We start from the raw sequence: 25,735 nt of genomic DNA, 5'->3' as shown, positions 1-25,735 counted from the left end.
TTGAAGTTGCTATGTTTCTGGGGGCGTAGCTCAGTTGGGAGAGCACCTGCCTTGCAAGCAGGGGGTCAAGAGTTCGAATCTCTCCGTCTCCACTTAAGTTCTTGTGAAAACAAGAACTTTTTCTTTCTAAAAAAACCAGTAGAAAAAATGTGAAAAAATTGTGTTTTTTCTATTGAAAGCGACTTAAACTTGTGTTACTATTTATAAGTCGCGTGGGTGAGGGATTTAAACCAAGTTTAGGTCTTTCGCTTACGATAAAGGGGACTGGTCAAATGGTATGATAGGGGTCTCCAAAACCTTTGGTGGGAGTTCGATTCTCTCGTCCCCTGTTTGACTAATAGCTGTGAATCAATAAGATTCACAGCTATTTTTTTTATGCTATTAATTGAATCTAAAAATACAGAATGCTATAATAAAAATAAGTATTCTGAATATTCTGTCAGAATATTTAATGCAACAAAAATAAGGGGTTTTTACAAAAGGAGAGGGATTATGCTTGCTACGTTAGTACCACTATTCTACGAGGATATGTCTGTTGCATCTTATTGCTTGTATGCACAAAAGGAGAATATGTTTGAAAAGCCACATATGCTTATTACAGGCAAGTACGATGGTGCTGGATCTGTTGTTGGACTTGAAGTTTTCGAAAGCGTTTCAGAAGATGACTTAGTTGCAAATTGTAGTATTATTATTCCAATTAATAATATTTCGCTCTTTTCCAATATAGAGCAGCAATTAAAGGGATTTGATGGACGAATTATTCTTCTTATTGATCAATCTATAAAGCCTGAAGAATCTTATAACAAACGTTTAATTGATTTAAAGAGTAAAGGCTTCAAAATAGCTCTTAAGGATATGCCATTAGCCAATGTTGATGATTTCAAATTCATGATGGATGACTTTGATTTGATTCTAATTAATGCTGATAATGGGGATGTAGTCGAGCAGGCAAAAGCTTTTAAGAAAGTAGTTCCTAAGGTTGATTTTTGTGCTGAAAACTTACATACAAAGGAAGAATTTGACGCAGCAAAGGAATCTGGTCTGTTTAAGGTATTTGAAGGTACATTCTTTAGAGTACCTATTAATAAATCTGATACTGAAGTTGCTCCAATTAAGATTAATTATCTTAAATTAATGAAGGTTATTAATGAGCCTGATTTTAATTTAGATGAAGTTGCAGAGGTTATCACACAAGATCCTGCGCTTACTATTGAACTTTTAAAAATTGCTAATAAACTTACAATCAATTCAAATATAAGGTCAATTGCTCAGGCTACTGCATTGCTTGGTCAAAAGGAGCTTAGAAGATGGTTAAATACAACTCTTTTAAGTGAGTTAGCATCTGGAAAACCTAATGAAATCACTAGATTATCGTTGGTGAGAGCTAGATTTGCTGAAAACCTGGCACCTATTTTTGATTATGCTATGAGAAAGGACGAACTATTCCTTATGGGATTATTCTCCTTACTAAATCTCATCTTAGATATGCCAATGGATAAGGCTTTAGAGCAGGTTGGTGTTAGTAATGAAATAAAAAATGCTTTAATTAATGATGATGGCATTTTTTCACCACAGCTTGAGTTCCTACTTAGTTATGAGTCAGGTGATTGGCAAGAGGTTTCAAGACTTATGATATTGCACGACATTGAAATGGATGATGTGTATGAAGCATACGTGGAAGCCCTAAAATGGTACGGAAGCATGTTTATACAGTAAAAGAAATTCTACCTCGGTTGAAATATACCGAGGTTTTGTTTTTAATTGAGTACAGAATTTGATGATTTAAACGCAAGAATTGCATTGACACTATATAGGGAGCGTGATATAAATTAAAAATAGATTTTATGTTTTAGGTTTTATAGGAGTTGATATTTTTATGAAGTTTAAGATTCTTTTACAGAACACACAGGATGCTGAGGAATTTGTTAGAGCTGCATCACAGTGCGGTGGAGATATTGATCTTCACAGTGGTGTTGTTTACATTGATGGAAAGTCTCTTTTGGGTGTTCTTGCAATGGGAGTTAAGCGTGAGATGGATGTTCATGTTTCTGAGCACCAGGCTAACGCTGGTTTCTTGAATGCGGTTAAGAAGTTCGTTGTTGCATAGAATATAATATTGTATAATATGACCTGTGAGTTTAACTCATAGGTCTTTTTTTATTATGAAAGTATCAAGATTAGTAACTCCGGAAGGAGAAAAAGCACAAATAAATATATCAGTTAGAAACCTGGTAGAATTTCTACTTAGAGAAGGGGATATTGACGATAGAAGAGGTTCCGTTGACCCTTTTGAGGCGATGCAGGCAGGAAGTAGGATCCATAGAAAAATTCAAAGTTCTATGGGTCCCTTTTATAGTGCGGAAGTTCCTCTTAAATTTCAGATTGAATATGATGATTATACGCTTGGCATTGAAGGAAGAGCAGACGGACTTGTATTAGATAGAGACGAAGATGGTACGGTAGTTGCTGCAACTGTAGATGAGATTAAGGGCATGTACATGGATGTAATGACATTTGAAAAGCCAGTACTTGTCCATGAGGCCCAAGCTAAATGCTATGCATATATAGTTGCTAATGAATATCAGCTTGAAACTGTCGAAGTCCAAATGACTTACGTTAGCCTTGAGACTGAGGAGGTCAAATATTTCAATCAGATATATACATATGAAGAAATAGAAGAATGGTTTTTAACTATAATTGGCATCTTTAAAAAGTGGTCTGATTTTCAGTATTATCACAAGCAGGAGCTGTTAGAATCTGCTAAGGACCTGCAGTTTCCATTTGAATATAGAGACGGTCAAAGAAAGCTTGTTGGAGATGTTTATAGAAGTATATTCCGCCAAAAGATTCTTTTTATGCAGGCGCCTACAGGTACAGGCAAAACTATTGCTAACGTATATCCAGCTGTAATGGCACTAGGCCAGAATCTTGCAGAAAGAGTTTTCTATCTAACTGCAAAAACTGCTACAGCTATTGCTGCAAAGGATGCATATTCCCTCTTAACTAAAAATGGTTATGAGGGTAAGACTATCATGCTTACAGCTAAAGAAAAGATGTGCATGTGCGACGAAGCAGATTGTAATCCTGACAATTGTCCTTATGCCAGAGGCCATTTTGATAGAATCAATGACGCTATCTACGAAGTCATTACTAAAGAAAATGTAATTACAAGAGATGTTATCTTGGGTTACGCTGAAGAATATGTAGTATGCCCATTTGAACTTGCGTTAGATGTTAGCACCTGGTGCGAAGGCATTATATGTGATTACAACTATGTCTTTGATCCAAATGTTTATCTAAAAAGATTTTTTGCAGATGGAAAAAATGGGGAGCATATATTCTTAATAGATGAAGCACATAACATGGTAGATAGAGCCAGAGAAATGTATTCTGAAACTCTTATAAAAGAAGAAATTCTTTCTATTAAAAGATATGCAAAGCCTGTTAGCAAGAAATTGGTTAACGCTTTAGATAAATGTAATCGAATAATGCTTGAGTATAAGCGTGAATGTGAAAAGGACATTACGGTTTTTGACGACATCGATATGCTTCTTACATCATGCGAGAATGTGCAGATGATATTGGAGCAGCTTTTCAAAAAAGAAATAAAGTTTGGCATATATCAGGATGAGGTGCTGGATTTTTATTTTAGGTTGAGAAATTTTACAGCCTTAGCATATCAACAGGATAAGGCGCATTATAGGATTTATGCAGATTTTGATGAAGATAAGAATTTCAATCTTCATTTATATTGCATTGACCCATCGGCTCAATTGCAGGATAGATTAAGAATGGCCAGAGCTACTGTGTACTTCAGCGCTACACTTCTTCCAATAGATTATTATAAAAATCTGTTATGCAACGAAAAGGATGTATATGCCATCTATGTGGATTCAGTATTTGATCCTAAAAACAGATTGCTCCTTTTAGGAACAGATGTCACCAGTAAATATACCAGACGTGGTGATGAGGAATATCTTAAATACGCAAATTATATCAGAACTATTGTTAATGGAAAACAGGGCAATTATATGGTCTTTGGACCATCCTACAAATTCTTGGAGGATATCTACACAAGGTACGAAGGCTTTGGTGATGATGTAGATATAATTATCCAACAGCAGAACATGACAGAAGCAGAAAGAGAAGAGTTTTTAGGAGAATTCGATAAAGTTAGAACTAAATCCATGGTAGCTTTTTGTACCTTAGGCGGTATTTTCTCGGAGGGAATTGATTTAGTTGGTGGCAAGCTGATAGGTTCAATAATACTAGGGGCAGGTTTACCGCAGGTAGGAAATGAAAGAAAGCTTATGAATGATTTCTTTGACGAAAGCGGAAAGAACGGATTTGAGTATGCTTATCTTTATCCTGGAATGAATAAGGTGATTCAGGCTGCAGGACGACTTATCAGAACTAAAGATGATGTTGGAGTTATAGCTCTTTTAGATGATAGATTTAGATTATCTAGTTATCGAAAAACTTTTCCTCGAGAATGGAAAGATGCAGAATTTACCACAATAGATGATATTTCGTTAAAAGTAACAAATTTCTGGCGAAAAATGACATAAAAAATTATTAGGAGATGTGAATTTTTTGTGTTATACTTTCTATGACTGTGAGGCTGACTGTCAGTTATTTACTAGTTAACGGGACATGAAAATGCTGACAGGAAGCTTACTCACAGATTTTCAAGTAAATATACGGAGGTGTAAAGTGGGCAAGGTAAGAAGAGTTTACGTTGAAAAAAAGCCACAATTTGCAGTATCTGCCAAGTCATTGCTATCCGAAATTGGAAGCTACTTAGGCATCAAGGATGTTACGGGAGTTAGGGTCTTGATTCGTTATGATGTTCAAGATGTTTCTGACGACGTTTTTAAGAGGGCAGTTAAAACTGTTTTTTCGGAGCCTCCTGTTGATAATGTTTATGAAGAGACTTTTGACTACAGTGGAAGAGTCTTTTCTGTTGAGTTTCTTCCGGGGCAGTTTGACCAGCGTGCTGATTCAGCGGAGCAGTGTCTAAAGCTATTAAATGAAAACGAAGAGCCAACAATTCACACAGCAACTACCTATGTTATTGAGGGTAGCATATCTGACGACGAATTCGATGCTATTAAGAAGCATTGTATTAATCCAGTTGATTCTAGAGAGACATCAGAAGATTTACCAGAGTCTCTATCTAATAATTTCGATGAGCCAGCCGACGTCAAGACATTTGACGGTTTCACTTCAATGGCTGAAAATGATTTACAAGATTTATATAATTCCTTGAATCTTGCTATGACATTTAAGGATTTCCTTCATATTCAAAACTATTTTTCCAAAGATGAACACAGAGACCCTACTGTTACTGAAATCAGGGTGTTAGATACATATTGGTCTGATCATTGTAGACATACAACATTCTCTACAGAGCTTAAGAACGTTACTATCGAAGATGGTTACTACAAGGCTGCTATTGAAGATACTTACAATGATTATCTTGATAACTTCAAGATTCTTTATAAGGACAGAGATGACAAGTTCGTTTGCCTTATGGACTTAGCACTTCTTGCAATGAAGAGATTAAAGGCAGATGGCAAGCTAGCAGACCAGGAAGAGTCAGATGAGATTAACGCTTGCTCAATCGTAGTTCCAATCAATGTAGATGGAACAGAAGAGGAATGGCTTATCAACTTCAAGAATGAGACACATAACCATCCTACAGAAATTGAGCCATTTGGTGGCGCTGCTACTTGTCTTGGTGGAGCAATCCGTGATCCACTTTCAGGACGTACTTATGTATATCAGGCAATGCGTGTTACAGGCGCCGCAGATCCTACAGTATCAGTAAAGGATACAATCGAAGGAAAGCTTCCACAGAAGAAGCTTGTTAGAGAAGCTGCTCACGGCTACAGCTCTTATGGTAACCAGATTGGTCTTGCTACAGGATATGTAAAAGAGATTTACCATCCAGATTATGTTGCAAAGCGTATGGAGATTGGTGCGGTAATGGGTGCTGCTCCAAGGCGTGCAGTTCAGCGACTTAACTCTGACCCAGGAGACAGAATCATCCTTCTTGGTGGACGTACAGGACGTGATGGTATCGGTGGTGCTACAGGTTCTTCAAAGGCACACAACACAGAGTCTACTGCAGTTTGTGGTGCAGAGGTTCAGAAGGGTAACCCACCTACAGAAAGAAAGATTCAGAGACTTTTCAGAAGAGAAGAAGTTTCTTATATAATCAAGAAGTGTAACGATTTTGGTGCCGGTGGTGTTTCAGTTGCAATCGGCGAGCTTGCTCCTGGTCTTACAGTTGACCTTGATAAGGTTCCAAAGAAGTACGCTGGTCTAGATGGAACAGAGCTTGCTATTTCAGAATCTCAGGAGAGAATGGCAGTTGTTGTTGACCCAGCAGATGTTAACAAGTTCCTTGAGTATGCAGCTGAGGAGAACCTTGAGGCTATCGAGGTTGCTGTTGTAACAAAGGAGCCACGCCTTGTTCTTAACTGGAGAGGTAAGGAAATCGTTAACCTATCAAGAGCTTTCCTTGATACAAACGGTGCACATCAGGAAACAGATGTATATGTTGAGCTTCCAGATAGCAACAACAAATATATTGATAAATACGGAATCGATAAGGTTGCTAAGGATTTAGAGAATAATGATATTAAGGCAGCATGGCTTGATACATTATCTGATTTAAATAACTGCTCACAGAAGGGCTTGGTAGAAATGTTTGACGGTTCTATCGGAGCTGGCTCAACCCTGATGCCTTTCGGTGGAAAATATCAGCTTACAGAAACTCAGGCAATGGTTGCAAAGGTTCCTGTAGCAGATGGCAACACAGATGCAGTTACAATGATGGCATTTGGCTTCAATCCTTATGTCAGCTCTTGGTCACCATACCATGGTGCTCAGTACGCAGTGCTTGAGTCAGTAGCACGTATCGTTGCAACTGGTGGTGATTACAAGAAGATTAGATTCACATTCCAGGAGTACTTCCGCAGAATGAGCGAGGATCCAAAGAGATGGAGCCAGCCATTTGCAGCACTTCTTGGTGCATACAGAGCACAGATGCAGTTTGAACTTCCATCAATCGGTGGTAAGGATTCAATGTCAGGAACATTTAACGAAATCGATGTTCCACCTACACTTGTATCTTTCGCAGTAGATGTGGCAAAGGTAGGAGACATTGTTACTCCAGAGCTTAAGGAAGCAGGAGATAAGCTATTCGTTCTTAGAGTTCTAAGAGATGCTTATGATCAGCCTAACTACGAACAGGCCAAGCAGATTTACGCAGCCGTTCGTCAGATGGTTGAAATGGGAAATGTTAAGGCAGCTTACGCACTTGATGCTTACGGACTTGTACCAGCTGTTTCAAAGATGGCATTTGGTAACAAGCTTGGTGTTAAGATTGAAGACGGATTCTCAAACAAGACATTGTTCGGCTATTCAGTAGGTGACATTGTCCTTGAGGTTTCAGAGGATTCTGCTCTTGCTATTGATAGAGAGCTTTCTAAGGTGGGACTTACAGATTGTGGCTATGTTGTTGGTGAGGTTACAGACGATGCAACATTTAGCTACCGAGATGTAAGAATATCTATGGAAGAAGCATTAGATGCTTGGACAAAGCCTCTTGAAAAGGTATTCAAGACAAAGAGTACAGATGATAAGACACCAGTTCAATCTGACATATATCAGGCAAAGGACTTCTACATCTGCAAAAACAAGATTGCAAAGCCTAGAGTATTTATCCCAGTATTCCCAGGTACAAACTGTGAGTACGATTCAGCCAGAGCATTTGAGAAGGCCGGAGCAATCACAAATGTAAAGGTATTCAAGAACCAGACAGCAGATGACATCAGAGAATCAGTTGATGAATTCTCAAGAGCAATTGCTCAGTCGCAGATTGTTATGTTCCCAGGTGGATTCTCAGCAGGTGATGAGCCAGAGGGTTCAGCAAAGTTCTTTGCAACAGCATTTAGAAATGCAAAGATGAAGGAAGCAATTACAAACCTTCTTGAAAACAGAGATGGCTTGATGCTTGGTATCTGTAATGGTTTCCAGGCACTTATCAAGCTTGGTCTTGTACCTTATGGTGAGATTCATACACAGGAAGCTGATTCACCAACACTTACTTACAACACAATCGGTCGTCACATTTCAAAGATTGCATATACAAAGGTAGTTAGCAACAAGTCGCCATGGCTTGCTGGAACAAAAGCAGGAGACGTTTACTGTGCACCAGCTTCACACGGTGAGGGACGTTTCGTAGCTTCTGAAGAATGGATTAAGAAGTTATTCGAAAATGGTCAGGTTGCTACTCAGTATGTAGACTTAGATGGTAACGCATCTATGGATGAAGAATGGAACATCAACGGAAGCTTTGCTGCTATCGAAGGTATCACAAGTCCTGATGGTAGAGTTTACGGAAAGATGTGTCACGCTGAACGTAAGGGCGATGGCGTTTCTATAAACATCTATGGTAACCAGGATATGAAATTATTCGAGTCTGGTGTAGATTACTTCAGATAAATCATAAACTCCAAGGTAAACTTTCTACCTTGGAGTTTTAATAAAATGTAAAAGGGTAGAAAAGAGGAAAGATGAAAGCATTTTTAATTTTGGAAGACGGGACAGTTTTTGAAGGAACCAGCATTGGTTCAACAAGAGAGGTCATAAGCGAGATTGTTTTCAACACTTCTATGACTGGATATTTGGAGGTCCTTACAGATCCATCCTATGCTGGTCAGGCAGTATGTATGACATATCCACTCATCGGCAATTACGGAATTACAGATGATATGGAAAGCGGCAGACCTTGGCCAGATGGATTTATTGTTAGAGAGCTCAGCAGAATTCCATCTAACTTCCGTTGCAAGGGAACTATTCAGGATTTCCTTGTAAAACACAATATCACAGGTATTTCAGGAATCGACACACGTGCGCTTACTAAAATCTTGAGAGACCGTGGAACTATGAACGGAATGATTACCACAAACGAGCACTTCAACTTCGAGGAGATTAAGCCTAAGCTTAAAGCTTATGCAACAGGTGATGTGGTATCAAAGGTTACTTGCCATGAGAAATCTGTTCTTAAGGGAAATGGTAAGAAGGTTGCACTTTTAGATTTTGGTGCAAAGCGCAATATCGCAAAATCATTAAATGATAGAGGATGTGAGGTAACAATTTACCCAGCACATACAAAGGCTAAGGAAATCCTAGCAGCAAATCCAGACGGAATTATGCTTTCAAACGGACCTGGAGATCCTAAGGATTGCGGCCCTATCATAGATGAGGTTAAAAAGCTATATGACAGCGATGTACCAATCTTTGCGATCTGTCTGGGACATCAGCTTATGGCACTTGCAAACGGTCTTGATACACACAAGCTTAAGTATGGTCACCGCGGTGGCAATCATCCTGTAAGGGATTTGGAGACTGGCAAGGTTTACATCTCATCACAGAACCACGGTTATGTAGTAGATACAGATGGCCTAGACGAAAAGATTGCAGTACCAGCATTTGTTAATGTAAACGATGGTACAAATGAAGGATTGAAATACACAGGAAAGAACATCTTCACTGTTCAGTTTCATCCTGAGGCATGCCCAGGACCACAGGACAGCGGATATTTGTTTGATAGATTTATTAAGATGATGGGAGGAGAGCAGTAAATGCCAAAAAGAAGTGACATTAAGAAAGTAATGGTGATTGGCTCAGGTCCTATCGTAATCGGTCAGGCAGCAGAGTTTGATTATGCGGGAACACAGGCTTGTCGTTCACTTAAGGAAGAGGGCATGGAGGTTTGTCTTGTAAACTCTAACCCAGCAACAATCATGACTGATAAGGAGATTGCCGACCAGGTTTATATCGAGCCACTTACAGTTGATGTTTTAAAGCAGATTATTATAAAGGAAAAGCCAGATTCACTTCTTCCAACACTTGGAGGACAGGCTGGACTTAACCTTGGTATGGAGCTTGCAGAAAGCGGCTTCTTAGAGGAGCAGGGAGTTAAGCTCATCGGTACAACAGCAGAGACAATCTTTAGAGCAGAGGATAGACAGGCATTTAAGGACACTATGGAAAAGCTTGGAGAGCCTGTGGCAGCATCACTTGTTGTTAACACAGTTGAGGATGGTATTAAGTTTACAAATACTATCGGCTACCCTGTTGTACTTCGTCCTGCTTACACACTTGGTGGTTCAGGCGGTGGTATCGCTCACAACCAGCAGGAGCTTGTAGAAATCCTTACAAATGGACTTCGCCTTTCACGTGTGCATGAGGTACTTGTTGAAAGATGTATCGCCGGCTGGAAGGAAATCGAGTACGAGGTAATGCGAGATGCCAACGGCAACTGCATCACTGTATGTAACATGGAAAATATCGACCCAGTTGGTGTACATACAGGTGACTCAATCGTAGTTGCTCCTTCACAGACACTTGGTGATAAGGAATACCAGATGCTTCGTACATCTGCACTTCGCATCATCGACGAGCTTGGAATTACAGGTGGGTGTAACGTACAGTACGCTCTTAATCCAGACAGCTTTGAGTACTGCGTAATCGAGGTTAACCCACGTGTATCTCGTTCATCAGCCCTTGCTTCAAAGGCAACAGGTTACCCAATCGCAAAGGTAGCTGCAAAGATTGCCCTTGGATACACACTTGATGAGATTCCAAACGCTATCACAAAGAAGACCTTCGCATCCTTCGAGCCAATGCTTGATTACTGCGTAGTAAAGATTCCACGTCTTCCATTTGATAAGTTCATTACAGCTACTAGAAAGCTTACAACTCAGATGAAGGCTACTGGCGAGGTTATGTCAATCTGCAATAACTTCGAAGGAGCCCTTATGAAGGCCATTCGCTCATTAGAGCAGCATGTGGATTCCCTTTTAAGCTACGACTTCTGCAACATGACAGATGCAGAGCTTGAGGAAGCACTTACAGTAGTTGATGATAGAAGAATCTATTGCATCGCAGAGGCACTTAGACGTGGCACATCTTACGAGACAATACATGAAATCACAAAGATTGATATGTGGTTCATCGATAAGATTAAGATTCTTGTTGAAATGGAGCTTAGACTTCAGCAGGAGGAGCTTACAGTAGACCTTCTTAAGGAAGCAAAGAGAATCGAATTCCCAGATAGCGTCATCGCTCACTTAAATGGCAAGATGACTGAGGAAGAAGTTAGAAAGATGCGTTATGACAACGGCATCGTGGCAGCATACAAGATGGTTGATACCTGCGCAGCAGAGTTTGATGCCATGACTCCTTACTACTACAGTGTATATGGTAGCGAGAACGAGGCTGTTAAGACTGAAGGTAAAAAGAAGGTACTTGTACTTGGCTCCGGTCCAATCCGTATCGGTCAGGGTGTTGAGTTTGACTACTGTTCAGTTCACGCTACCTGGGCATTTGCTAAGGAAGGCTGGGAGACAGTCATCGTAAACAACAACCCAGAAACAGTTTCAACAGACTTTGATATTGCTGATAAGCTTTACTTCGAGCCTCTTACAAATGAGGATGTTGAATCAATCGTAAATCTTGAAAAGCCAGATGGTGCTATCGTACAGTTCGGTGGTCAGACAGCTATCAAGCTTACAGAGCATCTTATGAAAATCGGCGTTCCAATCCTTGGTACAAAGGCAGAGGATGTAGATGCAGCAGAAGATAGAGAGCTCTTCGATGAAATCTTAGAGCAGACACAGATTCCTCGTGCAGCAGGAGGAACAGTATTTACAGCCGAGGAAGCAAAGGAAGTTGCAAACAGACTTGGCTACCCAGTACTTGTTCGCCCTTCATACGTACTTGGTGGACAGGGTATGCAGATTGCCTTCAACGATGAAGAAATCGAAAAGTTCATGGACATCATCAATCAGATTGCTCAGGACCACCCAATCCTTGTAGATAAGTACTTACAGGGTAAGGAGATTGAGGTTGATGCCATCTGCGACGGTGAAAACATCTTAATCCCTGGTATCATGGAGCATATCGAAAGAACTGGTATCCACTCAGGTGATAGTATCAGCGTATATCCAGCCCACACAATCACACAGGATATCAAGGACAAGATTGTTGATTACACAGAGCGCCTTGCAAAGGCACTTCACGTGCTAGGTATGATTAACATCCAGTTCATTGCAATGGATGGCGAGGTGTACGTAATCGAGGTAAACCCACGAAGCTCTCGTACAGTACCATACATCAGTAAGGTAACAGGTATTCCAATCGTAGACCTTGCAGCAAAAGCAATCCTTGGTCACAAGATTACAGATATGGGCTATAAGCCAGGCCTTCAGCCAGAGGCAGACCACATCGCAATCAAGATGCCAGTGTTCTCCTTTGAAAAGCTTAGAGGCGCTGAAATCAGCCTTGGACCTGAAATGAAATCTACTGGTGAATGCTTAGGTATTGCAAAGACCTTTGAGGAAGCATTATATAAGGCATTCCTTGGCGCAGGTGTGGTACTTCCAAAGCACAAGCAGATGATTATCACAGTAAAGGATGCTGATAAGCCAGAGGCACTTGAGGTTGCCAAGAGATTTGAAAAGCTTGGTTACAAGATTTACGCAACACGTTCTACAGCAAAATACTTGCAGGACGGCGGAGTAGATGCACTTCAGGTAAACAAGATCACTCAGGAATCTCCAAACGTAATGGACCTTATCCTTGGACACAAAATCGACCTTGTAATCGATACACCTACACAGGGACACGGAGATAAGACAAGAGACGGATTCTTGATTAGAAGAAATGCAATTGAAACTGGAATTAACTGTATCACAGCAATGGATACTGCAATGGCACTTGCAACATCGCTTGAATCTGCACCTACTGAATATACACTTGTGGATGTAGCTAAAATATAAGACAATATAAATAGAAATAAATAGGAAGCTATCCTGTTGCCAAATGGCAGTGGGATAGCTTTTATACTAGGGGGATTTGTATGATTGACCTTGCTTGAAATAACATTTGACTTTTTTTGTGAGAGGGTATATATTTGAAATAGATTGAACACAATTAAATAGCATGATTTTAATTACGGAGGTTATATTATGGTTGCAGTTAGATATTATTCAAAATCAGGAAATACAAAGCTTCTTGCTGAAGCAATCGGAAAAGGCGCTGGAGTTATTCCTATTTCAGTAGATGAAGATAGTGCTAAGATTACAGAAGATATTGATGTTTTATTTATTGGCGGAGCTTTATATGCCTATGGTCTTGATAAAGTGATGAATGAATATTTAGCAGGAATTGATGGAAGCAAGGTTAAGAAGGCAGTAGTATTTTCTACATCATGGATTTCAAAGCATTCTATCGACTTAATTAAGAAGGCGCTTGTTGAAAAAGGAATAGAGGTTGCAGATGAGACATGCTATGTTAGAAACAAGCCAAATGAAAAACAGCTTGCTGAGGCAGAGGCTTTTGCTAAGAAGATGATGTCTTTGTAATTGAAGATTAAATTTACATGAAGTAAAGCACCCCAAAAATCATTATTGATTGTTTGGGGTGCTTTTATATTATTCTTTATGGTATACTCTTATAAAATTGTTGTTTATTAAACATTTTTTAGAAAAAGTCTTGACCTTCCACCTTATGGAAGGTTTATATATAAAGCTAGACAAGGCCAAGTCTTAAAAATTTTTCTTCAAAGGAGGCTGTTATGGGAACAGTACCTGCGTTATCAATTATAGGAATGTGCTTTGCTTTTATAGTGGCAGTTGGGCTTCCAATGGGGCTTATGCTTTATGCATTTCTTAAACTAAAGGCAGACATGCTTTGGTTTGGAATTGGAGCTGCTACATTTATTATCTTCGCACTTGTGTTAGAGCAATGTCTTCATGTTGTTATGATTAAACAATTTGGTGAAGCATTAACAGGAAATCTTTTAGTGAAGGCTGTTTATGGTGGACTTGCAGCAGGTGTGTTTGAAGAGCTGGGGCGCTTCACATCCATGAATCTCTTTAAAAAGAAGGAACTCAATAAACTTAATGCATTAATGTATGGCGTTGGTCACGGCGGAATAGAGGCTATTATCATTGTAGGCTTAACATCAATTTCAAATCTGATTACATCAATAATGATTAATACAGGAAGCTTTGAGCCAATGTTAGCTTCACTTGATGATGAGGTGAAGGCGCAAACCTTAAAACAGGTTTCCTTACTTTGGACTACTAGCTCATTAGATTTTTATTTGGCAGGGGTTGAGAGAGTTGTTGCAATCACTTTGCATATCTGTCTATCCTATATTGTTTATAAGGCAGTGAAGGGCAAAAAGTTGCAGTTACTGTTTTTAGCCATTGCGCTTCATGCAGGCTTGGACTTTATAACAGTACTTTTGGCTGGATATACTTCAAGCTTAGTGTTAGAAATTGTGTTATTAGTGATTGTATTTATCCTTGCAGCTTTAGTATATAGGATGTATTCAAAGGATATGGAGACAGAATCTTATGTTTGAGAAGATTTATAGCACAAGGTGTGGACAAATTCATTATTGGATTAATCCTGATGGAACGAATCAGGACAAGCAGCTGGTGTTTTTACCGGGGCTAACTGCGGATCATAGATTATTTGACAAGCAGATTGAATATTTTGAAGGTAATTATCCTGTTTTTGCATGGGATGCGCCGGCACATGCTCTTTCTTATCCTTTTGATATGGATTTTTCCCTGGCAGATAAAGCTACATGGCTAAATGAAATCCTTTCGGAGAATGGTTTTGATAAGCCTGTTATTATAGGACAGTCCATGGGTGGATATTTGGGGCAGATGTTTATGCAGCTTTTTCCTAATAAAGCTGTTGGATTTGTATCTATTGATTCGGCTCCATTGCAAAGGCAGTACTATACAGGAATTGAGCTTTGGTTACTTCATAGAATGACTCCTGTGTATCGCTATTATCCTTGGAAGACACTATTGAGACAGGGTACAAATGGGGTGGCAACCACTGAATACGGACGTGCCTTAATGAGAGAGTTCATGATGACCTATGATGGTGACCAAGAAAGATATTCAAGTCTTGCAGGCGGCGGCTACAGGATTTTGGTAGAGGCTATTGAAGCAGAGCTACCTTATGAGATTACATGTCCTGCAATGCTTATATGCGGCACCAAGGATATGGCAGGCTCCACTAAAAGATACAACAGAGCTTGGCATGCTAAGACAGGATTGCCAATTCACTGGATTGAAGGTGCAGGTCATAATGCAAACACGGACAGGCCAGAGGAAGTTAACATGTTAATAGAAGATTTTATAAAGTAGGAATACTATCTGAGAAGCAAAATGGTGTTACAGGTAGTAGTACAACAGAAAGGGACTACTACCTGAGAAGCAAATTGGAGCTACAGGTAGTAGAGCAATAGAAAGAGACTACTACCTGAGAGGAAAAATTGGCTACAGGTAGTAGTGCAATAGAAAGGGACTACTACCTGAGAAGCAAATTGGAGCTACAGGTAGTAGAGCAAAGGAAAGAGACTACTACCTGAGAGGAAAAATGGAGCTACAGGTAGTAGTGCGACAGAAAGAGACTACTATCTGAGAAGCAAAATGAGCTACAGGTAGTAGTTGGCAAGTGTGGAGACAGCATGAAGATTAATCAAGTAGAAGAACTAGTTGGAATTACAAAGAAGAATATCCGCTTTTATGAGGAACAGGGATTAATTAATCCTGAGAGAAATAGAGACAATGGTTATCGTGAGTATTCCTTGGAGGATGTGGACCTGTTAAATAAGATAAAGCTTCTTAGAAGGTTAGAGGTTCCTATTGAGGAAATCAAAAGACTTGAAACAGGAGAAAGCTCTGTAGCTGATTGTTTAGATAGGCATATTTCTCATTTTACACATAGACAGCAGGAGCTGGATGTGATGAAGGAAATGTGCAGAGAAATGATTGAAGCAGATGTTCACTTTGATAATCTACAGGCTGAATCTTATCTTGAGGAAATGAAAAAGCTTGAGAAGGGAGGCATTAGGTTTATGGATGTAAACAAAACTGATATAAATAAAAGTAAGCGGGGACCAATTATTGCAGCAGCTGTTAGCATAGTATTCTTTTTGGCAATGATTATTTTTATTTGCCTGACAGCTATGAGTGACCCAGATACACCACTTGGATTTATTGCTATTATTGTTGTGCTTTTTGGTGCCATGATTGTTGGAACAGTTATTGCACTTAAACAAAGATTAAAGGAAATAGAAGGAGGAGAAATATATGAAGCTCGTAAGTATTGAAACAATCCCAGGTCAGAATTTTGAGGCCATTGGAGTAGTGAAAGGAACTATCGTACAGTCAAAAAACTTTGGTAAGGATTTTATGGCAGGTATGAAGACACTTGTTGGTGGAGAAATCAAAGGCTACACAGATATGCTTGTGGAAGCTAGACAGATTGCTACTAAGAGAATGGTGGATGAGGCTGAGCAGCTTGGAGCTGATGCCATTGTTGGTGTGAGATATGCATCATCATCTGTTATGCAGGGTGCAGCAGAGGTTATGGCATACGGAACAGCAGTAAAATATCTTTAGAGTATATGAGCTAGGGGTGCTAATCTCTAGCTCTTTTTTTATTTATGATGTATAATTGGACAAAATAAAATTTTATTAAATGGAGATGTACTATGTCATATTTAATCAAAGACACAACAAAAGAAGAAAGAGAGCAGATTGTTAAGGAATCTCTTGGAAATATTGAGGCAAACTGTGATGGATGCATGGCAGGACTTGCTGAAATGTATGAAGATTATATTGAAGGTAAGAAGGAGCTTCGTGAGATTAACATGGAGTTCAATGCCAGATATGTAAAGGACGACAACATGGAAGGCCGTGAAGGCAGAAGCTGCGTAATGTAGGAGGATGCATGACAGATTATAATTTACTAGCAGAACAGATTAAGGCTCTAGCAGAGGATGAGCCAAACTACATTCCAGTGCTTTCAAACGCATCGGCAATTATTTATGATGCGATGGATGATTTGAACTGGGCAGGCTTTTATTTAATGAATAATGGCTCACTTTTACTTGGACCATTCCAGGGAAAGGTAGCCTGTATCAGAATCGCACTTGGCAAGGGTGTATGTGGAACAGCAGCAGGTAATGATGAGACACTTGTAGTTCCAAATGTACATGAGTTCCCAGGGCACATTGCATGTGACTGCGCTTCTAATTCGGAGATAGTAGTGCCAATCCACAAGGATGGTAAGGTAGTAGGTGTTCTTGATATCGATAGTCCATCTTTAGATAGATTTTCAGAAGAGGACAAATTAGGGCTTGAGAAGTTTGTAAAGGCGCTAGAAACAGTGGTAAGTTTCTCTTGACTTTTTTTCTGACAGGCCGTAACCTAATAATCGTTGCTTAATGTTAAATCTAAATTTAAAAGTAACAAACAGTAATATTAGGACGGGGTAGTATAATGAACGTAAAATCCATTATTAAAGAACTTGTTATTCTTACATTTGCAATAATAATCATAGGTATGGCAGTATTCTTTTTCCTTATGCCTAGCCACGCTGCAGTAAGTAGTATTTCAGGTTTTGCAATTGTTTTAACAAACTTTTTACCGTTTTCGGTATCAACCATCACAATGGTTCTTAATGTAATCCTTCTTATCATTGGATTCATTACATGTGGACCAGAATTTGGTTATAAGACTATTTATACATCTATTTTGCTTCCAGTAGTTATAGGTGTTTGTGAAAGACTATTTCCAAATTACACATCACTTACAGGGGATGCGGCACTTGATGTAGTGTGCTATATCTTTGCAGTAAGTGTGGGTTCGGCAATTCTGTTTAATAGAAATGCATCATCTGGTGGATTAGATATTGTAGCAAAGATTCTTAATAAATATTTGAGAATAGAATTAGGTAAGGCCATGTCAATCGCTGGTATGTGTATTGCATTATCATCTGCATTAGCATACGATTCTAAGACAGTTATCTTAAGTGTCCTTGGTACATACTTAAACGGAATGGTTTTAGATCACTTTATTTTCGACCAGAAATTAAAAAGAAGAGTTTGCATCGTTTCACCATACGAGGCACAGATTAGAGATTATATTTTGAATGAGCTTCATAGTGGTGCCAGTGTCTACAAGGTTACAGGGGCATACAGAATGGAAGAGCATGATGAAATCATAACTATAGTTGACAAGGGTGAATTCCAGAAGCTTATGGCATACATCGACAAGGTTGACCCAAAGGCCTTTGTCACAGTATATAAGGTCAGCGATATGCAGTATCAAGCCAAGAGTTCACCAGAGAGAGTATTTTAGTTGATATTATTTTTTCGAATCAAAGAAGCGCATTTTGCCTTCCTGTTGTTTTAATTGATGCTGAGGCTTTTCACCTACTTCAGGATTGAAAAATACATTTTTTAACGTATTTGTGCGATTTCGGATGCAGTCAGGGCAGAATCTGCCATAGCGAATGCTGCATCCGCATTTTTCGCAAGTGATATACATAGTACTTCCATCAGGGATTTCAAGTCGCCCCTGGCGAAGCATTCCATTTATAATTTCTTCCGGAACGCCTGTGCATTCAGAAATAATAATGCCTGGGCAAGCACCATTTTCATCTATAAATTCTTTTACTTTACCGAAATCGTCAATTTCTTCATGCCCACAATCAAAGCATTCATAGCGGCCAGCACCGATATATCTAAGACGGCCCCGGCATTTAGAACATCTAGTAGGTTTTCTTTCAATAAATTCTTTGACGAATTTTTCTTGTTCTTTTTTATCCACTAATGTTTCTCCTATTGCATCTGACGATAGAAAATACCCCTACGTAACATAATATCATTAATTTTTGACAGAATAGTGTTTTTGGGAATAGGATAGTATAAAATTTACCTGTAATCATTGCCTTGAGTAAGCTAATTTATTATGATTGATGTTAGGAGAACAATTTGGAGGTTTATATGACAGAAGTCTTACTTAGTTTACTTATCGGCTATGTATGTGGATGCTTCCTAACTGCATATTTTATAGCAAAGAGATTTACAGGGAAGGATGTAGCAGAAATCGGTTCTGGAAATCCTGGCATGGCAAACATAATGTGCAATGTGGGAAAGTTCCCTGGAATTATGGTTTTGGCAGGAGATATAGCTAAAACTATACTTGCAATGGGACTTGCTTATTTCTTATTTGGAGAAGTTATTTGGTACAATTCCATGCTGTTTGCAGGATTTGGCGTACTTCTTGGTCATAATTTTCCTGTATGGCGTAAGTTTAATGGTGGAAAGGGAGTTGCAGTTACCTGCGCTTGGATAATCATCCTTATGCCATTTGGAGGAATAGTTTCATCTGTGGCTGGTGGACTGATTGTGCTGCTTACAGGCCTGCTTCCACTTGGAGCAGTAGCAATTGCTGTATTTGCAATACCTTTTGCATTTATCGAGTTTGACCCAGTGGCAGGAATAATAATGATAATATCTGCCGTGATTATGGTATATAGAAATTTCCCAGGATTCATCCGAGGCTTTAAGAACCAGGAGGAGCGAAAGTTTAAAAGAGAAAGAAGCGTGAAAAATACAGTTGGAACAGTTCTTGTTATCATAGCTGTTATCGCTTTTATCGCAGTAGATTTTATGCTCCGTGGTGGTGGAGATGGTCCTACATCAGTGTTTTTTGCTAATTAAATAATTTAATCATAAGGAGGCATATTATGGAAAAAGTAGTTCAGTTTTTAAAGGATGCAGGAACATATTATCTTGCAACAGTTGATGGAGATCAGCCAAGAGTTAGACCTTTCGGTACAGCTCATATCTTTGAAGGCAAGCTTTACATTCAGACTGGAAAGTCAAAGGATGTGTCTAAGCAGCTTCATGCAAATCCTAAAGCAGAAATCTGCGCATTCAAGGATGGTAAATGGCTTAGAGTAGCTGGAGAATTGGTTTCTGATGATAGAAGAGAGGCAAAGGCTTCTATGCTTGATGCTTATCCTTCACTTCAGAGCATGTATTCAGCAGATGATGACAATACTGAAGTTCTTTATTTTAAGAATGCAACTGCTACATTCAGTTCATTTACAGATGCACCTGAGGTAATAAAATTTTAATAAGGTACGTAAAAAAAGACAAAAAATCAATAAATTAGTAGTATAATAAATTGGGGCTTGGGAGGATATACCAGGCCCTAATTTTTTTTAGAGGAAGATTATATATGAAGTATTTAAAACAGTTTCTTATCATTTTAGCTGTTTCGCTAATGGGTGAGATTTTAAAATCAGTATTACCATTGCCAATTCCTGCAAGTATTTACGGAATGGTTCTTATGTTTGTATTCCTTTTGACAGGCTTAATCAAGCTTAGCCAGGTTAGGGAAACAGGCAGATTCTTAATCGAAATAATGCCTGTTATGTTTATTCCTGCTGGTGTAGGTCTTATGTCTTCTTGGAACGTGCTTGAGCCAGTATTGCTTCCAGTATCAGTAATCACAGTTATTACTATATTTACAGTTATGGGTGCAACAGGTCTTATTTCACAGGCCATAATCAGACACAGTGCAAAGGAGGCAAAATAATGGCAGAATTCATGCAAAACAGTGCTTATGCAGGAGTTACAATTAGTTTGGTTTCCTATGCAATTGGCGCTAAGCTTAAAAGAAAATTTGGTTTTGGATTCTTAAATCCACTTCTTATATCTATTATAGTTACTATTCTTGTTTTAGTAGGCTGCAACGTAAGCTACGAAACATACAACGAAGGCGCTAAATACCTTAGTTGGCTTCTTACTCCAGCTACAGTTTGTCTTGCTATTCCTTTATATGAGGAGTTTGAGCTTCTTAAGAACAATGCTAAGGCAGTTTTACTTGGCGTATTGGCAGGCGTTATCACATCACTTCTTACTGTTTTTGTTTTAGCTAAGATGATGGGATTGTCACATCAGAATTACGTAACATTGTTACCAAAGTCTATTACAACAGCCATTGGAATGGGTGTATCTGAGGAGCTTGGTGGATATGTTACTATCACAGTAGCAGTAATTGTTATTACAGGCGTAATTGGAAATATCCTTGGTGAATTTATTTGTAAACTGTTTAGAATACAAGAACCTATCTCTAAGGGCTTGGCTCTTGGTACTGCAGCTCACGCCATTGGAACAGCTAAGGCTATGGAGCTTGGCGATGTAGAAGGAGCGATGAGCTCACTTTCTATAGCAGTTGCAGGTGTTATTACAGTAGTACTTGCTACTTTATTTGCAAGCTTTATGTAATTCATTTTTGAATAAGGAGAATATTAATGGGAAAGAATCTTGCAATCATTTTTCCTGGAATAGGATATCATTGCGATAAACCACTTTTGTATTATTCAAAGAAGTTAGCAGGGAACAAAGGCTACGATATAGTTGAGGTTTCTTATACATTTAGTGATGACTTCGGTACAATCAAATCTGACCCTGAGAAAATGCAGGCTGCACTTGATGAGGCATTTGAGCAGGTTGTTGACAAGCTTAAGGATATCGTATTTGCGGATTATGAAAGAGTTGTTTTCATCGGAAAGAGTATAGGAACAGCTTTGGCTGCTAGATACAATATGACTTATGATTTAGATGCGGATATGATTGTGTTCACTCCTATAGGGTACACCTTTGCATACATCAATAATTGCGAGGGAATGGTATTCCACGGCAGTGCAGACCCACTTTGCGACACAGATATGTGTACACAGCTGTGCGAACAATTATCTTTAACATATGCAGTTATACCTGAAGCTAATCATTCATTAGAAACAGGGGATGTAGAAACAGACATCGAAAATCTTGCAAAGGTCATGCGTATAGTGGACGGAATTTTATAATAGCTTAGATATAGATAAAGCATACTGTAGTTAACAAGCTACTACAGTATGCTTTAGTTTTTTATTATGGCTGGTCAGGACCGTGTCCACTGTTTCCATAAGGTGGAATTTCATCAATTACTGCCATGTCATCATCTGAAAGCTCAAAGTCAAATACATTAGAATTTTCAATGATACGACTTTCATTTGATGATTTAGGAAGTGGCACAATGTCGTGCTGTACTTCCCAGCGAAGAATTATCTGAGCAACAGTTCTTCCATATTTTTTAGCAAGCTCTTCAAGCAGTGGGTGAGCAAGAGATTTGCCTCTTCCAAGAGGGCTCCATGCTTCCACTAATATTCCATGCTCTTTACAGTAATCTACTGTATCCTTTTGTAAAAAACCTGGGTTAACCTCAATCTGATCTACCGCAGGTGTTACTTCCATATCTATAATAGTATCTAAATGATGTGTAAGGAAGTTTGATACGCCGATTGCCTTAACACGACCTGATTTATAAATCTCTGTCATGGCCTTCCAGGTCTGTCTGTTTGTATTTTCCCAATCATCATCAAAGGCATAAGACGCTGGCCAATGAACTAAATACAAATCCAGGTAATCCATCTGCATTTCATTCATAGTTTTCTCAAAGGCTGCAAGTGTTTTGTCATAACCAAGCTCTGTTTTCCATGCCTTGCTGGTAACAAAAATATCTTCACGCTTAGTGTGAGTTTCATCCATAAAATCCTTTATGGCATTAGCGACATATTTTTCATTTTCATAAAAAGCAGCGGTATCGATATGACGATAGCCATTTTTTAGAGCAAGTCTAACAGAATTGTAGGCTTCAGTTGGCTCTTTGATTTTGTATGTACCATATCCAAACATTGGAATTGAAGTACCATTATTCAAGTTGATTCGTGTTGTAAGTGATTCCATAGCCTTCTCCTTCATAGTTTATAAGGCAATTATATGTATTTTGAAGGTGAAATACAATTTTAAATGTAATAGAATATAAACGTTGAAAAAATTTTTTATTAGGAGAATAAGGAAAATGTATATTGTTGATGATGGAATTAAACTAAACGCAATTTTGGATATGCCAGAAGGGGGAGCAGAAAAGTGTCCACTTTGTCTTGTATTTCACGGCTTTACAGGACACATTGAGGAAGACCATATCGTAGCCGTAGCAAAGGGACTTAATGAAATCGGAGTTGCTACACTACGTGTAGATTTATTTGGTCATGGCAAGAGCGAGGGAGAGTTCAGAGAGCACAATCTTTACAAGTGGCTCAATAACATCCTTGCAGTAGTTGATTATGCAAAGAAGCTTGACTTCGTTACAGACCTCTACATCTGCGGACATTCACAGGGCGGTCTTGCAGTTACACTTGCTGCCGCAATGGAAAGAGATACTATCAAGGCTCTTATGCCACTTTCACCTGCATACGTAATTATTGACGGTGCAAAGGCCGGCATGCTTTTAGGTCAGCCATTCGACCCAGAGCATATTCCAGATGAATTAGTATCATGGGATGGTCGTACACTTAACGGTAACTATATTAGAGTAGCACAGTCAATCGACTTAGATGCAGCCATGAAGAAATTCACAGGCCCTGTACTTATCGTTCACGGTGATGCAGATGATACTGTACCTGTTGAATTTGCCATTGATGCATCTAAGAAATTTGCTAATTGCAAGTTAGAGCTGATCAAGGATGATGATCACTGTTATGGCAAGCACATGGACCTTATGGTTGAAGCCGTACAGAATTTTGTAAAGGGATTACAGTAATATATGAAAAAACGATTTGTCGTTATATTAGCCATTTCTATGTTAGCTGTGCTGACAGCCTGCGGTAATAAGAATCAGGGGACAGAATCTGCCACTTCAGAAATACAGGCTAGTGATATTAAAGAATCCGAGGAAGCTGTTGAGCTTACACAGGAGGAGCGTGATTCATTTACGGAGTTATTTAGTACTTCTGAATATAATGGATTTTTGGTAAGACCATTTAACAGTGTAAATGATATTGACTGGAGCGAAGTACTATATAACGGAGCAGGAATTGGTGCTACTGATGTTTCCGAGGAAGAAAAGGAGGCTTTTTATAAGCAAGCTTCCTTAGATGAAGAATGTGGGGATTTGGTTGTTCTTAGGGCAAATGATATTAAGCAGTTTGTTAAGTCTCATGCTGGAGTTCAGTATGAGGATATGAAAGAGCAGATTGGCTTTGAATATGTAAAGGATTATGATTCTTATTATTCTTTACATGGAGATTCTAATTGGATGTCTTATTCTTGCATTAGCGGAAAGAAGCTAGGGGATTTGTATATAATCCAATTACATAACGATACTAACGAAGATGTAGATTGGCATGTATGGGAAACTCCTGACATCGAATTAACATTTGAAAAAAATGGTGATGTTTATAAGATGATTTCCAATGTGTGGGCTTGGGAAGTTGGCAATGATGAATCCCAAACATTTGATATCAATGTTCCAGGGATTGATACCCCAGGGCGCTTCATTACATATCAAGGAAATCCTGAGTCTTTAGATGAAGCCAATATGATTATCACAGTTGATGGTAAGCGCATGTCTTGGCTTGGAAACTACTTTGGAGATAATTTTGCTAATCAGGAGCATTTCACAACAGTAAAAGCAGTTGGAATCTTTGATTTTACTGCAGATGATGCTGATGATATTGTGGTTATAGCAGAAGGCAGTGATGGTAAGGATCATGTTGGATTGTACGAATATGGTGTTTCCTATGATGAAGCTGGCTACAATTATCTAAAGGATGCATCTGAGTGGCTAAGCAATTATTATACAGAAGAATTAAACATTCCTAATGTGAAGAGCTATCTCTTAGGCGATAATGAGGCAGCTGTCTATAATACATGGAATGATGCCTACAATCAGGTTGTCCGCATCACTAATCTTGATGGAGATTATAGCTATAATCTTATATACATAGATGAGGATGATGTGCCTGAGCTTGTAGTAGATAATTATGGTTATTATCTATATCTTTACACCTACAAGGATGGTCATGTAGTTCCTTTTGGTGATGAATTTGGCTATGGAGCAGGTGGTGTTGCTGACTATGAATATTCACCAAAGAAGAACTGCATTAGATATTGGAATGCCGATTATGCAGGAATTGTTTGTTACCTTGATTTCTTATCAATCCATGATAACAAAATGGTAGAGGATTACACCTGCAAAATGGACAACTATGACGACCTGGATGGCAATGGCTATCCTTCTGAGGATGAGATGACAGATGAAGCCCTTGCAAATGCTACAGGCTCTACCAGCTATTATGCTAATGACAAATCCTTAAGCCAAGATGCCATCGAAAAGAAAATTGAACAGCTCCAGGAGTATGAATATGAAACAATCCACGGACAGTACGATTCAGTTGACTTTTATGATGTGATGGCGAAGATGTAAAGATTTATATTGCAAAATCACAACTGGCTAGCGTAAGTATATAATTGAAGCATAAATCCTGATTTTATACTAAAAAATCAACTTAATATTGGAAAAGCAACAAAAAAAGTATAAGGGTGAAGCAAAATAGCAACCTTATACTTTTTTTAACTTTAAAACAATGTTTACTTGATGAAAAAAGTATATGATGAGCAAATCGCTGCAGATTCTATACTTTTATCTACGTGGAAACTGTATATCTACCTATTTCGAAGTATAAAAAGAGAAAATAAGCCATATCTTATACTAGCTCTGTGACAGAAGATGAAAACAATGAGTTGCATAATAGAGGAATGCACATTAGTGGAAGGTATACTTTTAAGAGAAAACCAAACATTGGAGATAAAAAATGAATAGTTTAAAGAGCAGCCAGTGCTGGCTGCTCTCAGACTGTAGACAAAGAGGATGCTGCAAAACACCGTTTTGCAGCATCCTTTTCTTTTTTCTAAGATTAATTTTTGGTTTTTAGTTCAAAA

Annotated in this window: 23 protein-coding genes and 2 tRNA genes; 23 read left to right on the top strand and 2 right to left on the bottom strand. The window is 38.8% G+C overall.

Going from position 1 to position 25,735, the window contains the following annotated elements; genetic code table 11:
• The first annotated feature begins 19 nt into the window (after positions 1–19).
• From G611_RS0109760 to G611_RS0109685, 16 genes are all read left to right on the top strand, one after another.
• Positions 20–92, top strand: a tRNA-Ala gene (locus tag G611_RS0109760).
• A gap of 166 nt (positions 93–258) precedes the next feature.
• Positions 259–329, top strand: a tRNA-Trp gene (locus G611_RS0109755).
• 163 nt (positions 330–492) lie between these two features.
• Positions 493–1,716 (top strand): EAL and HDOD domain-containing protein, encoded by a 1,224-nt coding sequence (locus tag G611_RS0109750; RefSeq protein WP_028243463.1) that lies wholly within the window; start codon positions 493–495, stop codon positions 1,714–1,716.
• Between the two features lie 160 nt (positions 1,717–1,876).
• The gene (locus tag G611_RS0109745) at positions 1,877–2,107 is read left to right on the top strand and encodes an HPr family phosphocarrier protein (protein ID WP_051195199.1); all 231 of its coding nucleotides are present in this window, start codon (positions 1,877–1,879) and stop codon (positions 2,105–2,107) included.
• A gap of 55 nt (positions 2,108–2,162) precedes the next feature.
• Positions 2,163–4,568: an ATP-dependent DNA helicase gene (locus tag G611_RS0109740; RefSeq protein ID WP_028243461.1), complete on the top strand. Its 2,406-nt coding sequence runs from the start codon at positions 2,163–2,165 to the stop codon at positions 4,566–4,568.
• 145 nt (positions 4,569–4,713) lie between these two features.
• Positions 4,714–8,514 carry a phosphoribosylformylglycinamidine synthase gene (locus tag G611_RS0109735; RefSeq protein ID WP_036949000.1) on the top strand — a complete coding sequence of 1,267 codons (3,801 nt, stop codon included), beginning with the start codon at positions 4,714–4,716 and terminating at the stop codon, positions 8,512–8,514.
• Positions 8,515–8,585: 71 nt separating this feature from the next.
• Positions 8,586–9,656 (top strand): carbamoyl phosphate synthase small subunit, encoded by a 1,071-nt coding sequence (locus G611_RS0109730; protein WP_028243459.1) that lies wholly within the window; start codon positions 8,586–8,588, stop codon positions 9,654–9,656.
• Positions 9,657–12,857 (top strand): carbamoyl-phosphate synthase large subunit, encoded by a 3,201-nt coding sequence (carB, locus tag G611_RS0109725; RefSeq protein ID WP_028243458.1) that lies wholly within the window; start codon positions 9,657–9,659, stop codon positions 12,855–12,857.
• A 189-nt stretch (positions 12,858–13,046) separates the two neighbouring features.
• Entirely contained in the window at positions 13,047–13,442 is a 396-nt protein-coding gene (locus tag G611_RS0109720) for a flavodoxin family protein (RefSeq protein WP_028243457.1), read from the top strand.
• A 212-nt stretch (positions 13,443–13,654) separates the two neighbouring features.
• Positions 13,655–14,449: a YhfC family intramembrane metalloprotease gene (locus G611_RS0109715; RefSeq protein ID WP_028243456.1), complete on the top strand. Its 795-nt coding sequence runs from the start codon at positions 13,655–13,657 to the stop codon at positions 14,447–14,449.
• Positions 14,442–15,251 (top strand): alpha/beta fold hydrolase, encoded by an 810-nt coding sequence (locus G611_RS0109710; RefSeq protein WP_028243455.1) that lies wholly within the window; start codon positions 14,442–14,444, stop codon positions 15,249–15,251. The genes G611_RS0109715 and G611_RS0109710 overlap by 8 nt, the downstream gene beginning before the upstream one ends.
• A gap of 323 nt (positions 15,252–15,574) precedes the next feature.
• Complete coding sequence (locus tag G611_RS0109705) at positions 15,575–16,219, top strand: MerR family transcriptional regulator (RefSeq protein ID WP_028243454.1); 645 nt, start codon at positions 15,575–15,577, stop codon at positions 16,217–16,219.
• Entirely contained in the window at positions 16,200–16,511 is a 312-nt protein-coding gene (locus G611_RS0109700) for a YbjQ family protein (RefSeq protein WP_028243453.1), read from the top strand. Before G611_RS0109705 ends, G611_RS0109700 begins: the two co-directional genes overlap by 20 nt.
• A 92-nt stretch (positions 16,512–16,603) precedes the next feature.
• A complete protein-coding gene (locus G611_RS0109695; RefSeq protein WP_028243452.1) occupies positions 16,604–16,834 on the top strand; it encodes a hypothetical protein in 231 nt (76 codons plus the stop codon).
• Positions 16,835–16,842: 8 nt separating this feature from the next.
• Positions 16,843–17,298 carry a GAF domain-containing protein gene (locus tag G611_RS0109690; protein ID WP_028243451.1) on the top strand — a complete coding sequence of 152 codons (456 nt, stop codon included), beginning with the start codon at positions 16,843–16,845 and terminating at the stop codon, positions 17,296–17,298.
• A 95-nt stretch (positions 17,299–17,393) separates the two neighbouring features.
• Positions 17,394–18,254 (top strand): YitT family protein, encoded by an 861-nt coding sequence (locus G611_RS0109685; RefSeq protein ID WP_036948996.1) that lies wholly within the window; start codon positions 17,394–17,396, stop codon positions 18,252–18,254.
• A 6-nt stretch (positions 18,255–18,260) separates the two neighbouring features.
• Here the strand turns inward: G611_RS0109685 and G611_RS0109680 are convergent, their stop codons facing one another.
• Positions 18,261–18,725 carry a hypothetical protein gene (locus G611_RS0109680; protein WP_051195198.1) on the bottom strand — a complete coding sequence of 155 codons (465 nt, stop codon included), beginning with the start codon at positions 18,723–18,725 and terminating at the stop codon, positions 18,261–18,263.
• Positions 18,726–18,901: 176 nt separating this feature from the next.
• Between G611_RS0109680 and G611_RS14580 the strand changes: the two genes are divergently transcribed.
• The 5 genes from G611_RS14580 to G611_RS0109655 all read left to right on the top strand — a co-directional run bounded on the left by G611_RS14580 (position 18,902) and on the right by G611_RS0109655 (position 21,780).
• On the top strand, positions 18,902–19,621 hold the full coding sequence (locus G611_RS14580; protein WP_081657028.1) for a glycerol-3-phosphate acyltransferase: 720 nt from the start codon (positions 18,902–18,904) through the stop codon (positions 19,619–19,621).
• A 26-nt stretch (positions 19,622–19,647) separates the two neighbouring features.
• Complete coding sequence (locus G611_RS0109670; protein WP_028243448.1) at positions 19,648–20,040, top strand: pyridoxamine 5'-phosphate oxidase family protein; 393 nt, start codon at positions 19,648–19,650, stop codon at positions 20,038–20,040.
• Positions 20,041–20,144: 104 nt separating this feature from the next.
• The gene (locus G611_RS0109665) at positions 20,145–20,504 is read left to right on the top strand and encodes a CidA/LrgA family protein (RefSeq protein WP_028243447.1); all 360 of its coding nucleotides are present in this window, start codon (positions 20,145–20,147) and stop codon (positions 20,502–20,504) included.
• Positions 20,504–21,196 (top strand): LrgB family protein, encoded by a 693-nt coding sequence (locus G611_RS0109660; RefSeq protein WP_028243446.1) that lies wholly within the window; start codon positions 20,504–20,506, stop codon positions 21,194–21,196. The genes G611_RS0109665 and G611_RS0109660 overlap by 1 nt, the downstream gene beginning before the upstream one ends.
• A 26-nt stretch (positions 21,197–21,222) precedes the next feature.
• Positions 21,223–21,780 carry an alpha/beta hydrolase gene (locus G611_RS0109655; RefSeq protein WP_036948993.1) on the top strand — a complete coding sequence of 186 codons (558 nt, stop codon included), beginning with the start codon at positions 21,223–21,225 and terminating at the stop codon, positions 21,778–21,780.
• Positions 21,781–21,844: 64 nt separating this feature from the next.
• Here the strand turns inward: G611_RS0109655 and G611_RS0109650 are convergent, their stop codons facing one another.
• Positions 21,845–22,699: an aldo/keto reductase gene (locus G611_RS0109650; RefSeq protein WP_028243444.1), complete on the bottom strand. Its 855-nt coding sequence runs from the start codon at positions 22,697–22,699 to the stop codon at positions 21,845–21,847.
• A 115-nt stretch (positions 22,700–22,814) separates the two neighbouring features.
• Between G611_RS0109650 and G611_RS0109645 the strand changes: the two genes are divergently transcribed.
• Together G611_RS0109645 and G611_RS0109640 are read left to right on the top strand one after the other, a co-directional pair.
• Positions 22,815–23,555: an alpha/beta hydrolase gene (locus G611_RS0109645; RefSeq protein WP_028243443.1), complete on the top strand. Its 741-nt coding sequence runs from the start codon at positions 22,815–22,817 to the stop codon at positions 23,553–23,555.
• 3 nt (positions 23,556–23,558) lie between these two features.
• Entirely contained in the window at positions 23,559–25,220 is a 1,662-nt protein-coding gene (locus G611_RS0109640; RefSeq protein ID WP_028243442.1) for a lipoprotein, read from the top strand.
• The last annotated feature ends 515 nt before the right edge of the window (positions 25,221–25,735 follow it).

The organism is Pseudobutyrivibrio ruminis AD2017, from assembly GCF_000424305.1.
Taxonomy (GTDB): Bacteria; Bacillota; Clostridia; order Lachnospirales; family Lachnospiraceae; genus Pseudobutyrivibrio; species Pseudobutyrivibrio ruminis_B.
Note: the sequence above shows the minus strand (reverse complement) of the source record. Positions and strands in the feature narration are given on the sequence as shown.